Source organism: Pseudarthrobacter ribosi (assembly GCF_055412865.1).
In genome coordinates this window covers 14,455-28,776 of record NZ_JBVAYZ010000035.1, presented here as the reverse complement: position 1 = coordinate 28,776, position 14,322 = coordinate 14,455, and the positions used below count along the sequence as shown (strand labels likewise).

Sequence of the window (14,322 nt, the reverse complement as noted above, 5' to 3'; positions counted from 1 at the left end):
TCTTCGTGAACGGATTCAAAAGACGTTCACACCATGAAGAGAGTACAAAGATAACAAGACTGCTTGCGTCCACTATGTGGTTCCCAAACAACAAACCCGTCACCAAACGGCACGTTGTTCCAGGGAACAAAACCACAACACAATAACAACACCACAACTGCACCAGAAAACCGGTGCAGGAAGCGGTAACCACAGATTTCCCACCCCCACGGCCACAAAACCACGGGGGACGGGAGCAAGGGTTACGGCGGTCATAGCGTGGGGGAAACGCCCGGTCCCATTCCGAACCCGGAAGCTAAGACCCACAGCGCCGATGGTACTGCACCCGGGAGGGTGTGGGAGAGTAGGTCACCGCCGGAACATCATTAAACGGTCGAGAGCCCCAACCACACGGTCGGGGCTCTCCCGCATTTAACCCCAAAACAGCACCCCACGCGCCACAACAGAAGAATGACGCAGCTGCATTGCGTGATTTTCTGCAGCGTGCCTCCGGTGCGCCCTTGCCATCGAGGTACCTGCCCCCGTTACTATTTGGTGGGGTTCGCTGAAGGCGGCCCGGGTGGAACCCAAGCGTCCACTATTCGATTTGGGGAGTGGTTTAGTGAAATTTCCAAAAGTGATTGCGTTGGTGGCAATCCTGGCGGCCGCTGTCGCGACGTCTGTCGTGCCGGCTCATGCTGAGGATTCAGCTGCCGTCACCCCCACCATAACCACAAGTCTCCAGCCGTCCCCTGGAGCGGACCCCACACTTTCGCCCACCCCTTCGGCCACCTCCGCGCCGCCGGCGTCCGCGCCGACAGCAACATCCGCATCCTCCAAGGCTGTACCAGCTCCCACACCTTCCAGCGCTCCCACACCGTCGGCTGAGCCCAGCCCGACCAGCACGGCCACGACCGAAGACCTGCCCTCGGGCGTGGCTGCGGTCGGCGCCGGCGAATCGGCCATCGAGGCCCATTGGATATCCCTGGGAGGCGAAGCCGGCTGGCTCGGTCGCGCGGCGTCCACCGTTTCTTGTGAATTGCGGAACAGTGGTTGCGTTCAGCGTTTCGAGCAAGGCGCCATTCACTGGTCCCAGGCGACCGGAGCGCACGCCACGACGGCGGCCATTGCCGCCAAGTGGGGTGCCTTGAAGTGGGAATCCGGGCGACTGGGCTATCCCGTCAGCGAGCAAGTCTGCACACTCAAGAACGCCGGTTGTGTCCAGCGTTTCGAAGGCGGTGCCGTTCACTGGTCCAAGGCGACCGGGGCGCACGCTACCTGGGCTGCCATCGCCAGCAGATGGGCGGCGCTGAACTGGGAATCCGGGCGACTCGGTTACCCCACCAGTGACGAGATTTGCGGATTGAAAAATGGCGGCTGTCTTCAGCCCTTCGAAGGCGGTGCCGTTCACTGGTCCAGCGGGACCGGGGCGCACGCTACCTGGGCTGCCATCGCCAGCAGATGGGCGGCGCTGAACTGGGAGTCGGGACGTCTGGGCTATCCCGTCAGCGGCGAGACCTGCGGCCTAAGGAATGACGGCTGCGTTCAGCGCTTCGAAGGCGGTGCCGTTCACTGGTCCAGCGGGACCGGGGCGCACGCTACCTGGGCTGCCATCGCCAGCAGATGGGCGGCGCTGAACTGGGAGTCGGGACGTCTGGGCTATCCCGTCAGCGACGAGACCTGCGGCCTAAGGAATGACGGCTGCGTCCAGCGCTTCGAAGGCGGCGTGGTGTACTGGTCCCCCTTTGGTGGCGCCCAACCGGTGTGGGGAGCCATCCTCGCCAGTTTCGGGTCCAGGTCATGGGAGGCCGGATCACTGGGCTATCCGGTGGCTGCCGAGTCCTGCTCCAGCTCCAGCAATTGCGTACAGGAATTCCAGTACGGCAGGTTTACCTGGACGGCCAGCATGGGGGTCAAATATCACCTCCGGTCGGCTGGCTACTGCGAAGCGTTGAACCGCAACGCCGTGCGATACCTGGGCGCAGGGCCGGCGCGTGTGTCATTCGCCATCGCAGAGAGCTACCCTGCAACACCTATTTCCTTCGCCACCTGCGTCCGTGTCAACGGTGCCTACCAGGTCGAATGGGCGGTCCCCGGCTATGCCGGGGAAAGCGGATTTGCCCGGCCGGGCGTCGCCTCCGGTCCCACCATCAACAAGTTTTCGCCCACCGGCTCCTTCTCCGTTACCGAGGCCTTTGGCCTCGGTAACCCTGGAACCGCGCTCTCCTACCTCCAGCTCAACCCCTACTCACGGTGGGGCGGCCGGCTGAACTCAAACTACAACAAGTACTTCGAATCCAGTGCTGATATCTTCCCGGACGAAAACATGTGGTATTACGCAACCCGGCCGTCCCATGATTACCGTCAAGGAGTTGTAATCAACTACAACCGGCCCCCGGACTCACCAATCCAAATGAATGCCGGATTTGCGATTTTCCTTCATGCCAACCGGGTCCCCACCTGGGGCTGCATTTCCCTCAGCGAGTCTGACGTCGTGAGGTTCCAGCGGGGGGCAGTTCCCGGAGACCGGATCATTATGGGAGTCGGAGAAGATGTTTTCCACTAAAGCGACGGGGCTTGCGAGCCTCGGATTACTCCTCGTGCTCGGACTGTCAGCTTGCAGCGGGTTCTCCCCGGCGCCGAGCGCAGGGGCTTCGACGTCGGCTGGATCCGCAGCCGCGGCGACTCCCAGCACCTCTGTGTCCCCAACTGCACGTGACGGATCGTCACTGATTCCCACCACCGAAGTCGGGGCGTGTTCCCTCCTCAGCGTGGAGCAGATCAGGGCGGCTCTCGGCGACGCGGCGCGGGAGATCCAGGCCGGCGAAGTCGCCGGGACCGTCAGTCCCGCTGGTGTCAGGCACGAAAACTGCATCTACCCCCTCGACACCTCCGGCACGACGACGCACGCGGTCGTCCTGGAAACGATCACCTATCCGGACGAGGCGAGCCGCGCAGGTGCGGACCCGTGGGAGGGCATGATGTCCCCCGCGGACGTGACGGGCCTGTGGGGTGAAGCACGCTATGCCATCAACCGGCTCAGCCAGTCAACGGAGCACGTCCTGGCTGTAGCCGAGGGACCACGGGTCTGGAGATTCGTCGTCTCCCAACCGACGGACATTTCGACATGGGACGCGCAGGAAGGACAGGCGGTGCTGAGGAAGTTGGCGGAGGTTGCCAAAACCTAGCCCGCCGGACTCGACTACAATAGAGGCTGGCCTCGAGGCGTTCCGTTCACCACCGGTGCGCCCTCAACAGGCAAGAAGCAACTAGAGTAGTACGGCTGCCAGCGTGCCAGTCGGGGGCTCGCAACAGGAGGAATCCAGCATGGCTGAGCACAACGACGGTAATCGCGGCGGCAACGACCGCGGCAACTTTGGCGGCGGACGCACCTCAGGCGGCGGTGGATTCCGCGGCAGCAACAACTCCGGCGGCGATCCCCGCGGGTACCGTTCCCGGGATGACCGGGGAGCCCAGGGTGACCGTCCTTCCTCCAGCGACCGCGACCGGAAGCCTTTCGGAGACCGCCCGGCGCGTGAAGGTGACCGGAAGCCGCCGTATAGCGGTGGCGGCGATCGTGACCGGAAGCCCTATGGTGACCGTGCCCCGCGTGAGGGCGGCGGCGAACGCCGCAGCTTCGGCGCCGGCGGCGGGGACCGCAAGCCGCCGTTCGGCGGCGGCGGCGACCGTGACCGGAAGCCCTATGGTGATCGTGCCCCGCGTGAGGGTGGCGGCGAACGCCGCAGCTTCGGCGCCGGCGGCGGGGACCGGAAGCCGCCGTACAGCGGTGGCGGCGATCGTGACCGCAAGCCCTATGGTGATCGTGCCCCGCGTGAGGGTGGCGGCGAACGCCGCAGCTTCGGCGCCGGCGGCGGGGACCGGAAGCCGCCGTACAGCGGTGGCGGCGATCGTGACCGCAAGCCCTATGGTGACCGTGCCCCGCGTGAAGGCGGCGGCGAACGCCGCAGCTTCGGCGCCGGCGGCGGGGACCGGAAGCCGCCGTACAGCGGCGGCGACAACCGGAAGCCCTTTGGCAGCCGTGATGACCGGCCTGCCCGTAGCTTTGACCGTGATGACCGGCCTGCCCGCAGCTTTGACCGCGGCGACTCCGGTCCCCGCCAGTTCGGCCGCGACCGGGCGGAAGACCGCCCTGTCCGTGTCCCCAACGCCCGGGACCTCCGCAGCGCCAACCGCCCCGACCGCGAGCGTTCACCGCAGATCGACGACGACGTTACGGGCAAGGAACTGGACCGCGCCACGCATCACCAGATCAAGACCCTTGAGGAAAACAGCGCCGAGTGGGTGGCCCGCCACCTCGTGATGGCCGGACGCCTCATCGACGACGAGCCGGAGCTGGCCTTCCAGCACGCCCTGGCTGCCAGCCGCCGCGGAGGCCGCCTCGCGGCCGTCCGCGAAGCGGTGGGCCTGACGGCCTACGCCGCCGGCCACTACGGCGAAGCCCTTCGCGAGTTCCGCACCTACCGGAGAATCAGCGGCTCCAACATGCACCTGCCGGTCATGGCCGACTGCGAACGTGGACTCGGCCGGCCCGACCGCGCCCTGGAAATGGCGCGCTCCGAGGAAGCCAAGGACCTCGACGCCCCCGGCAAGGCGGAACTGGCCATTGTGGCCGCCGGTGCCCGCACCGATCTGGGCCAGCTCGATGCCGCCGTCTCCGAACTGGAAATCGCGCAGCTGGACATGAACCGGGCGTTCTCCTACAGCCCGCGACTGTTCCACGCCTACGCCGAAGCCCTGGCCGCGGTCGGCCGCACGGCCGAGGCGGAAAAGTGGCAGCGCCAGGCCACCGTCGCCGAGAACGCCCTCGGCCTCGATGTCTCGGAGGACCCGGACATCATCGATCTTGGCTGGGACGAGGAAGAGGAAGCCCGCGAGGAACAGCAGCAGCGCCGGCTCCTCGCCGAGCAGACCGCCCAGCGGTCCGCCGCGGCTGCCCCGCAGGAGGAGTCGCCGCGTGCCGCCAGCGCCGAGGCCGTTGCCGGCCTGCCGGAATCGGCTGCGGCAGCCAACGCCCTCGACGAAGGATCCGACGACGCCGAATCCGACTTCTGGGAGTCCGACGACGCCGAGTCCGATGACGACTCGGTGGAAAAAGACGCCCTGGACCGCTCCGAGGTCCTCACCGCCGACGATTCCGACGAGTCCGGCGATTCCGACGATTCCGACGAGTCCGGCGAGTCCGGACACGACGAGTCCGGCGAGTCCGGACACGACGAGTCCCACGACGCCGGCTCGCGCGAGCCGGAACGCTCCGAAGGCTGATTCGGAATGGCCGCACCGGAACTGATCTCCGCCTTCGACGCCCTGCTCGCCGACCTCGACGGCGTCGTCTATGCGGGCCCGCACGCCATCCCGGGCGCCGTGGAATCGCTGCGCCGGCTCGCCGGGATCGACGTCGGCCTCGGCTACGTCACGAACAACGCCTCCCGGACGCCGGCGCAGGTGGCGCAGCACCTGCGCGACCTGGGTGCCCCGGCGGAGGACCACCAGGTGGTCAGCTCCTCGCAGGCCGCGGGCCAGCTGCTCGCTTCGCTGCTGCCCCCGGGTGCCCGGGTGCTGGTCACCGGCGGGGACTCGCTCGCCCAGGAGATTGAACTTGCCGGACTGGTGCCGGTCCGCAGTGAAGCGGAGCAGCCCGTCGCCGTCGTGCAGGGGTTCCATCCGGACCTCGGGTGGAAAGACCTCGCGGAAGCCGCCTATGTCATTGCCGGCGGCGCGCTGTGGGTGGCCACGAACACGGACATGTCCATTCCCCAGGCCCGGGGCATGGCACCGGGCAACGGGACGCTGGTCGCGGCCGTGGCCGCGGCCACCGGGCAGCGGCCCCTGGTTGCCGGCAAGCCGGAAGCGCCGCTGTTCCACGCCGCCGCGAAACGCCTGGCCGCAGACCGGCCGCTGGTCGTCGGCGACCGCCTGGACACCGACATCCTCGGCGGGAACAGGGCCGGCTTCGCCACCGTTGCGGTGCTGACCGGCGTCGACACGCGCGAAACGATCCTCGCCGCCCGCACGCTGGAACGGCCCGGCTACCTCATCAACGACCTCACGGACCTGTACCGTCCCTACCCGGCAATTGTGATCGACGCCGGGCAGCACCGCTGCGGCGCGGCCACCGCCGTGGTGCACGGGCAGACGGTCCGGATCAGCGGCGATCCCGGCGACCTCGATGCCTGGCGGGCCGCCTGCTCGGCCTGGTGGACCGCCAAACCCGAGACCGCCACGGCCCTGGCGCCGGTCCTCGAATGGCTGGATCACTAGACTGGGGACCATGACCGAGCCCAACCACATCACCGGGACGGACCCCGCACGGGAAGACGCCCAGCTCACCTGGCCGGCGCTGCCGGCGGAAGCCGGCGCCGCCGCAGGGGATGATCCGTCCCCGGACCCCGAAGTCGGCGCACTGCTCCGCCGTCTCCGTGAACTGCCGGAGCTCCCCGTCGCCCGCCACGACGAGGTCTATGCCCTCCTGCACGATGAACTGCTCGCGGCTCTCAACGAGTCCATCGCAGCACCACTAGCCACAGGCCCGGCCGCGGCCGGACCGACCACTTCACCAGGGGATGCCACGAAATGAGCAGGCTTGACCAGGCCCTCGTCAGCCGCGGGCTGGCCAGGTCCCGAACCCATGCCGCCCGCCTCATTGCCGAAGGCAAGGTCAGCTCCGACGGTGAGGTGCTGGCCAAGGCCTCGCTCCAGGTCCAGGACGACACGGCCCTCAACGTCGCAGCCGCTGATGAGGACAACTACGTCAGCCGTGCCGGGCACAAACTGGCCGGCGCGCTGGACGCTTTTCCCGCCGTCGAGGTCGAGGGCAAGCGGTGCCTGGACGCCGGGGCCTCCACAGGCGGATTCACCGAGGTGCTGCTGCGCCGCGGTGCGGCCCACGTCGTGGCCGTCGACGTCGGCCACGACCAGCTGGTCCCCGTGATCCGGCACGACCCGCGCGTCTCCGTCCACGAAGGCCTCAACGTCAGATACATGACCCCTGAGGAAATCGGCGGACCGGCGGCGCTGACGGTGGCGGACCTGTCCTTCATCTCCCTCACGCTCGTGCTGGCACCCCTGGCGGCGTGCACCGAACCGGGCGGCGACCTCGTCCTGATGGTCAAACCGCAGTTCGAGATCGGCAAGGACCGGCTGGGCCGCACCGGCGTCGTCACCTCGGAGCGGGAGCGGCGCCTCGCCGTGGGCAAAGTCGCGGCGGAGGCCATGGACACCGGGCTGGACCTGAAGGGCCTCGCCGGCAGCCCGTTGCCCGGCCAGGACGGAAACGTCGAGTACTTCCTGTGGATAAAGCGCGGGATTCGAACAGACCTGCCTAAGATCGAAGAGCGGGACGCAGCCGTTGCTGCGTTACTCGGAACAATCTGGCCCAAGTACTAGAAGCACCAGAAGGCGGAACCCGATGAGCAGGCGTGTCCTCATCCTTGCCCACACAGGCCGTGAGGAGTCCCTTAAGGCTGCCTGGGAAGCGTGCGCCCAGCTCCACGACTCCGGCATCATTCCCGTGATGCTGAAATCCGAGCTCGGCGACATGGTCCGCTTCTTCGGCCGCCTCGACCAGCCCGTCGAGATCCTCCACGACCACGTGATGCTCCCCGACGTCGAGCTCGTGATGGTGCTCGGCGGCGACGGGACCATCCTCCGCGCCGCGGAACTGGTGCGCGAGGTCGACGTGCCGCTGCTCGGCGTGAACCTCGGCCACGTGGGATTCCTGGCCGAGAGCGAGCGGGCGGACCTGGCCCAGACCGTCGAATGGGTCGCGAGCCGCGACTACACCGTGGAAGAGCGGATGACCATCGACGTCCAGGTCTGGGTGCGCGGGCAGAAAATCTGGCACACCTGGGCCCTCAACGAGGCCGCGATCGAAAAAGGCAACCGGGAACGGATGCTCGAGGTGGTCACCGAGGTCGACGAACGCCCGCTGACCTCCTTCGGCTGCGACGGAGTGGTCCTGGCCACCCCCACGGGCTCCACCGCCTACGCCTTCTCCGCCGGCGGCCCCGTGGTGTGGCCCGAGGTCGAGGCGCTGCTGATCGTGCCGATCAGCGCCCACGCGCTCTTCGCCAAGCCGCTGGTGGTCTCACCCCGGTCCCGGCTCGCCGTCGAAATCCTGAACCGCACCGGTGCCCAGGGCGTGCTCTGGTGCGACGGCCGGCGCTCCGTGGACCTCCCGCCCGGCGCGCGCGTGGAAGTGACCCGCTCCGCCACGCCCGTCCGGCTCGCCCGCACCCACCAGACGCCCTTCTCCGGCCGCCTGGTCCGCAAATTCGAACTGCCCATCCAGGGCTGGCGTGGACCGATGCCGCAAGCCGCCTCGGTCCATACCGGGCCGGTGCCGGTGATCCGCACGCCCCGGCCGATGCCCCCGCTTCCCACTCCGCCGCAGGCTGGGCCGCCGCACGCAGGGCCGGACGAGACTCCTGATCCATCGACTGCGAAGTGAACCATGCTTGAAGAACTGAGAATCCGCGACCTCGGTGTCATCACCGACGCCACGCTGCCCCTCGGCCCTGGCCTGAGCGTCGTGACCGGTGAAACCGGTGCCGGCAAGACCATGGTGGTGACCGCCGTCGGGCTGCTGCTCGGTGCACGGTCCGACGCCGGCGCCGTGCGCAGCGGCGCGAAAAGCGCCTCCGCGGAGGCAACGGTGAAGCTCGACGCCGGGCACCCGGCCCTGGTGCGCGCCCGCGAGGCCGGGGCCGAAGTCGAGGAGTTCGACGGCGGCGCGGAGCTGCTGCTCGCCCGCAGCGTGGGCGCGGACGGCCGCAGCCGCGCCTACCTCGGCGGGCGCGCGGCGCCGGTGGGGGTGCTCGCGGAGATCGGGGAAACCCTCGTGGTGGTCCACGGACAGTCCGGGCAGATCCGGCTCAAGAGCCCGGTCGCGCAGCGCGGCGCCCTCGACAAATTCGCGGGGGAGAGCCTCGCCGCAGCGCTCGGCAGCTACCAGGAGCTGTACGCCCACTGGAAGTCCAGCCAGGCCGAGCTGGACGAGCTCCGCAGCGCCGCCCGCGAACGCCTCCGCGAGGCCGAATCCCTCGAGGTTGCCCTGGCCGAGATCGACGCCGTCGACCCGCAGCCGGGGGAGGACGAATTGCTCAAGGCGGAGGCAGTCAAGCTCGCCAACGTCGAGGAACTCCGGATCGCGGCCACCACGGCACACCAGGCGCTCATCGCCGAGGACTTCGGTGACGGCAACGACGCCACCGCACTGGTGGATGCCGCCAAGCGCACGCTGGAGCACGTCGCCGAACACGACGAGGAACTCGGCTCCGCGGCCGCCCGGCTCGCCGAGGTCGGCTTCCTGCTCAACGACATCGCCACCGAACTCGCCAGCTACCAGGCGGCCCTCGACACCGAGGGCCCGGAACGGCTTGCCGAGATCGAGGACCGCCGGGGGGCCCTGGCGAAGCTGGTGCGCAAGTACGCTCCAAGCATCGACGAGGTGCTGGCTTGGGCCGAGCAGTCCCGGGCGCGGTTCCTGGAGCTGCAGGACGACTCCACCCGGATCGAGGCGCTGGAGGCCGAAGTGGCCCGCGCCGGGGCCGAGCTGGCCCGGCAGGCCGCCGGGATCAGCAAGACCCGCAAGAAGGCCGCCAAGGACCTCTCCGCTCGCGTCAGCGCCGAACTCAAGGCCCTCGCGATGGCGGATGCCACCCTGGTCATCAACGTCGAATCCGGCGGGAAGCCGGGACCGCACGGCGCGGACGAGATCTCCTTCCTGCTCCAGCCGCACTCTGGCGCCCCCGCCCGCCCGCTGGGCAAGGGCGCCTCCGGCGGCGAACTGTCCCGCGTGATGCTCGCCATCGAGGTGGTGCTGGCCGCCGTCGACCCGGTCCCCACCTTCGTCTTCGACGAGGTTGACGCCGGCGTGGGCGGCCGGGCCGCCGTCGAGATCGGACGACGGCTGGCGATGCTGGCCCGGCACGTCCAGGTGCTCGTGGTGACCCACCTGCCCCAGGTGGCGGCCTTCGCCGACCAACACATCCGGGTCACGAAGACCTCCGTGCGTGGCGCTGACGGCGCCACCGCGACCGGCTTCACCTCCAGTGACGTTCAGCTCCTCGACGAGGCCGAACGCGTCCGGGAACTGGCCCGCATGCTCGCCGGCCAGGAGGACTCCGAATCCGCCCAGGCCCACGCCCAGGAGCTGCTCGACGACGCCCGGCTCCTGCCGCAGCAGGCCTGACCACCCCCGTGCGGCGTCCCGGCACCGGGAGGACAACCACAGCGGCTTGCCGCGAACAGACCCCTGGAGACTGAATTGATGATAGGCTCGAACCCCGTGGTGCAGCGATCAAATTCCCGTGTAAATTCCCGGTTTCCGGGCTCGTCCAAGACGACCAAACACATCTTCGTCACCGGTGGTGTGGCGTCCTCGCTCGGTAAGGGACTGACGGCTTCGAGCCTCGGTCACCTCCTGCGGGCACGCGGCTTGTCTGTAACAATGCAAAAGCTCGATCCCTACCTGAATGTGGATCCGGGCACGATGAACCCCTTCCAGCACGGCGAAGTCTTCGTGACTGACGACGGCGCCGAAACGGACCTCGACATCGGCCACTACGAGCGCTTCCTCGATGAGAACCTCGAGGGATCGGCCAACGTCACGACCGGTCAGGTCTACTCCACGGTCATCGCCAAGGAACGCCGCGGCGAGTACCTCGGCGACACCGTCCAGGTCATCCCGCACATCACCGATGAAATCAAGCGGCGCATGCGGCTTCCCGCCGAGGGCAAGCACGCCCCCGACGTGATCATCACCGAAATCGGCGGCACCGTGGGCGACATCGAGTCGCAGCCGTTCCTCGAGTCCGCCCGCCAGGTCCGCCAGGACATCGGCCGCGGCAATGTGTTCTTCCTGCACGTCTCCCTCGTCCCGTACATCGGCCCGTCGCAGGAACTGAAAACCAAGCCCACGCAGCACTCCGTTGCCGCGCTGCGCTCCATCGGCATCCAGCCCGAGGCGATCGTGATCCGCTCGGACCGCGACGTCCCGCAGCCCATGCGCGACAAGATCGGCCGCATGTGCGACGTCGACATCGACGCCGTCATCGGCTGCCCGGATGCCCCGAGCATCTACGACATCCCGAAAACCCTGCACTCCCAGGGCCTGGACTCCTACATCGTCCGCGCGCTCGACCTGCCCTTCAAGGACGTGGACTGGACCAGCTGGGACAGGCTCCTCGACGCGGTCCACAACCCCAAGCACGAGGTTGAGATCGCCTTGGTCGGCAAGTACATCGACCTGCCGGACGCCTACCTGTCCGTGACCGAGGCCCTGCGCGCCGGCGGCTTCGCCAACGACACCAAGGTCAAGATCCGCTGGGTCCCCTCAGACGAATGCGAAACCCACGAAGGTGCGGTCAAGTCCCTGGACGGCGTCGACGCGATCTGCGTCCCGGGCGGCTTCGGCATCCGCGGACTCGAAGGCAAGCTCGGCGCGCTGAAGTATGCCCGTGAGAGCAAGCTCCCGGTCCTGGGCCTCTGCCTGGGCCTGCAGTGCATGGTGATCGAGTACGCCCGCAACGTGGTCGGCCTCGAAGGCGCGTCCTCGTCCGAGTTCGAGCCGGATTCGAAGTACCCGGTGATCGCCACGATGGAAGAGCAGCTGGACATCGTCGACGGCAAGGGCGACCTGGGCGGCACCATGCGCCTGGGCCTGTACGATGCCAAACTGGACGAAGGGTCCGTGGTCGCCGAGACCTACGGCGCCACCAGCGTCAGCGAACGGCACCGCCACCGCTACGAGGTCAACAACAAGTACCGCGAGCAGATCGCCGCCCAGGGACTGGTGTTCTCCGGAACTTCGCCCGACGGCAAGCTGGTGGAGTACGTGGAGCTTCCCCGCGACGTCCACCCGTACTACGTGGCCACGCAGGCGCACCCGGAGCTCAGCTCACGCCCGACCCGGCCGCATGCCCTGTTCTCGGGACTGGTGAAGGCCGCCCTGGAGCACCAGAAGGGCGGCGGCAGCAAGGTCACCAACGCAGCGGCAGGCGCGGCGGATACAGCCAAGGCGGCCCCGGCCGCGGCCAAGCCGTCCCCGGCAGTGTCGAAGTAACCACCCAACTGAATCAAAGGACGGCGCGATGCCCGGTATCCCTGAAACCCCCCATGCTGCACGGCAGGTTTCGGACGAGCCGAGCCCGCGCCGTCTTTTGTCGTCCCGGACGGTCTACGAAGGCCGGATCTGGGACGTGGTCAGTGACAGGTTCCAGCTCGACGACGGCGGCGACCCGCTCGTCCGCGACTACATCGCGCATCCCGGAGCCGTGGCTGTCCTCCCGATGAACGACGACGGCGAAGTGCTGCTGATCAAGCAGTACCGGCACCCCGTCGGCATGGACCTGTGGGAAATCCCGGCCGGGCTGCTCGATGTCGAAGGCGAGGACTTCGTGGCCGGCGCGGCCCGGGAACTCGCCGAAGAGGCCGACCTCATCGCCGGCCGGTGGAACGTGCTGGCCGATTTCTTCAATTCCCCCGGGTCATCCAGCGAGGCCATCCGCATCTACCTCGCCCGGGACCTGAGCGACGTGCCCGGCCACGAACTCCACGTCCGCACCGACGAGGAAGCCGAAATCGAGTTGCACTGGATCCCGTTGGACGCGGCCGTTGAGGCTGTGCTGGAGGGGCGCCTGCACAACCCGTCCGCCGTCGTCGGAGTCCTCGCCGCCGCAGCCGCCCGTGCCGACGGCTTCACGAGCCTCCGCCCGGGCAACGCGCCGTGGCCCGCGCATCCCAGCCAGCGTTGATGGTGGAACCGCTGACAGCCGAGCCTGAGGCGCCCGCCCGGCCCCCGGCCCCGCCGCTGACAGCGATAGACCGCGCCATAACGGACTACCTGCAGCACATGGGCGTGGAACGGGGCCTCGCGGCCAACACCCTTTCCGCCTACCGGCGGGACCTGGCCCGCTACGCCAGGCACCTGGCCCACACAGGCCGCCAACGCCCCGCCGCGATCACCCGGCACGACGTCACGGGCTTCGTCCAGGCGCTCTCCGACGGGTCCGACGGCGGCTCGGCCCTGGGCATCCGGTCGGCAGCCCGGACAGTGGTGGCCGTGCGCGGGCTGCACAAGTTCTGGGCCCTGGAAGGCGTGACCCCCACCGACCCCGCCAGCGACGTCCATCCGCCGATGCCCGGCAAACGCCTGCCCAAGGCCATCAGCGTCGACGAGGTCACCAGGATCCTGGAGGCAGTCGGAACGGACACCGCCACCGGGCTGCGGGACCGGGCCCTGCTGGAGTTCCTGTATTCCACCGGCGCCCGGATCAGCGAAGCCGTGGGCCTCGACGTCGACGACATCTCCCTGCACCCGCCCGGCGACCGGGAAGCCGGGCCCGCGATCGTCCGGCTCTTCGGCAAGGGATCCAAGGAACGGCTCGTCCCGCTGGGATCCTTCGGCGCCCGCGCCCTGGACGCCTACCTGGTCCGCGGCCGGCCGCTGCTGTCCGCCAAGGGCAAGGGGACCCCGGCCCTGTTTCTGAACGCCCGTGGCGGACGGATCAGCCGGCAGAGCGCCTGGACCATCCTCAAGACCGCCGCGGAAAAGGCCCACATCACCAAGGACGTCTCGCCGCACACCCTGCGGCATTCCTTCGCCACCCACCTGCTCGAAGGCGGGGCCGACGTCAGGGTCGTCCAGGAGCTGCTGGGCCATGCCTCGGTCACCACCACGCAGGTGTACACCCTGGTCACGGCGGACACCCTGCGGGAGATCTACGCCGCCGCGCATCCCCGGGCCCTGGGCTGAGCCGCAGGAGCGCCGCGCGCCGCTAGGCTAGGCGTCATGGCCTCCGCTCCTGTCACCCTTTGTTTCCTGCTCCGTGATGCAGGCTCCCGCACCGAAGTGCTGCTGGGACTGAAGCGGACCGGATTCGGCACGGGCAAGATCGTGGGCATTGGCGGCCACGTTGAACCGGGGGAGAGCGACGCCGAAGCCGTCGTCCGCGAAGTCTGGGAAGAGGCCGGAGTCATCGTCCGGCAGGAGGACCTGGCCGACGCCGGCGTCGTCGAGTTCCTCTTCCCGACCCGCCCCGAGTGGAACATGTCCTGCCGGCTCTTCACCACGCGGCGCTGGGAGGGCGAGCCGGCGGAAAGCCCCGAGATCACGCCCGAATGGTTCGATACCGGGGCGCTGCCACTGCATTTGATGTGGCAGGACGCGGAGCACTGGCTGCCGGCCGCCCTGGCCGGCGAGGTGCACGACGTCGTGGTTGTCCTGAACGAGGACAACGAGAGTGTGGCATCGGTCGAAAGACTTTCCGGGGAAATGTAACCCCGGGGCACCGGCCGGAAACAACACAGGTAGCCTGCAGCTCA

At 68.4% G+C, this 14,322-nt stretch carries 12 protein-coding genes and 1 rRNA gene; all 13 read left to right on the top strand.

Annotated elements, in window-relative coordinates:
• Positions 1–243: 243 nt before the first annotated feature.
• The 13 genes from rrf to ACZYZ5_RS20680 all read left to right on the top strand — a co-directional run bounded on the left by rrf (position 244) and on the right by ACZYZ5_RS20680 (position 14,278).
• A 5S ribosomal RNA gene (rrf, locus tag ACZYZ5_RS20740) occupies positions 244–360 on the top strand.
• Positions 361–913: 553 nt separating this feature from the next.
• Positions 914–2,545, top strand: coding sequence for a hypothetical protein (locus ACZYZ5_RS20735; RefSeq protein WP_463904253.1), 1,632 nt, complete (start codon positions 914–916; stop codon positions 2,543–2,545).
• A 133-nt stretch (positions 2,546–2,678) separates the two neighbouring features.
• Entirely contained in the window at positions 2,679–3,167 is a 489-nt protein-coding gene (locus tag ACZYZ5_RS20730) for a hypothetical protein (RefSeq protein WP_463904252.1), read from the top strand.
• A gap of 139 nt (positions 3,168–3,306) precedes the next feature.
• Entirely contained in the window at positions 3,307–5,262 is a 1,956-nt protein-coding gene (locus ACZYZ5_RS20725) for a hypothetical protein (RefSeq protein WP_463904251.1), read from the top strand.
• A gap of 6 nt (positions 5,263–5,268) precedes the next feature.
• Positions 5,269–6,258: an HAD-IIA family hydrolase gene (locus tag ACZYZ5_RS20720; RefSeq protein ID WP_463904250.1), complete on the top strand. Its 990-nt coding sequence runs from the start codon at positions 5,269–5,271 to the stop codon at positions 6,256–6,258.
• A gap of 10 nt (positions 6,259–6,268) precedes the next feature.
• Positions 6,269–6,574, top strand: coding sequence for a hypothetical protein (locus tag ACZYZ5_RS20715; RefSeq protein ID WP_463904249.1), 306 nt, complete (start codon positions 6,269–6,271; stop codon positions 6,572–6,574).
• Positions 6,571–7,383, top strand: coding sequence for a TlyA family RNA methyltransferase (locus ACZYZ5_RS20710; protein ID WP_463904248.1), 813 nt, complete (start codon positions 6,571–6,573; stop codon positions 7,381–7,383). The genes ACZYZ5_RS20715 and ACZYZ5_RS20710 overlap by 4 nt, the downstream gene beginning before the upstream one ends.
• A gap of 22 nt (positions 7,384–7,405) precedes the next feature.
• Positions 7,406–8,446: an NAD kinase gene (locus ACZYZ5_RS20705; RefSeq protein WP_463904246.1), complete on the top strand. Its 1,041-nt coding sequence runs from the start codon at positions 7,406–7,408 to the stop codon at positions 8,444–8,446.
• Between the two features lie 3 nt (positions 8,447–8,449).
• Positions 8,450–10,189: a DNA repair protein RecN gene (gene recN / locus ACZYZ5_RS20700; protein ID WP_463904245.1), complete on the top strand. Its 1,740-nt coding sequence runs from the start codon at positions 8,450–8,452 to the stop codon at positions 10,187–10,189.
• 78 nt (positions 10,190–10,267) lie between these two features.
• Positions 10,268–12,061 (top strand): CTP synthase, encoded by a 1,794-nt coding sequence (gene pyrG, locus ACZYZ5_RS20695; RefSeq protein WP_463904244.1) that lies wholly within the window; start codon positions 10,268–10,270, stop codon positions 12,059–12,061.
• Positions 12,062–12,089: 28 nt separating this feature from the next.
• Positions 12,090–12,752, top strand: a complete 663-nt coding sequence (locus ACZYZ5_RS20690; RefSeq protein ID WP_463904243.1) for an NUDIX domain-containing protein — start codon at positions 12,090–12,092, stop codon at positions 12,750–12,752.
• On the top strand, positions 12,752–13,753 hold the full coding sequence (gene xerD / locus ACZYZ5_RS20685; protein ID WP_463904242.1) for a site-specific tyrosine recombinase XerD: 1,002 nt from the start codon (positions 12,752–12,754) through the stop codon (positions 13,751–13,753). The genes ACZYZ5_RS20690 and xerD overlap by 1 nt, the downstream gene beginning before the upstream one ends.
• A gap of 36 nt (positions 13,754–13,789) precedes the next feature.
• Positions 13,790–14,278, top strand: coding sequence for an 8-oxo-dGTP diphosphatase (locus ACZYZ5_RS20680; RefSeq protein WP_463904241.1), 489 nt, complete (start codon positions 13,790–13,792; stop codon positions 14,276–14,278).
• The last annotated feature ends 44 nt before the right edge of the window (positions 14,279–14,322 follow it).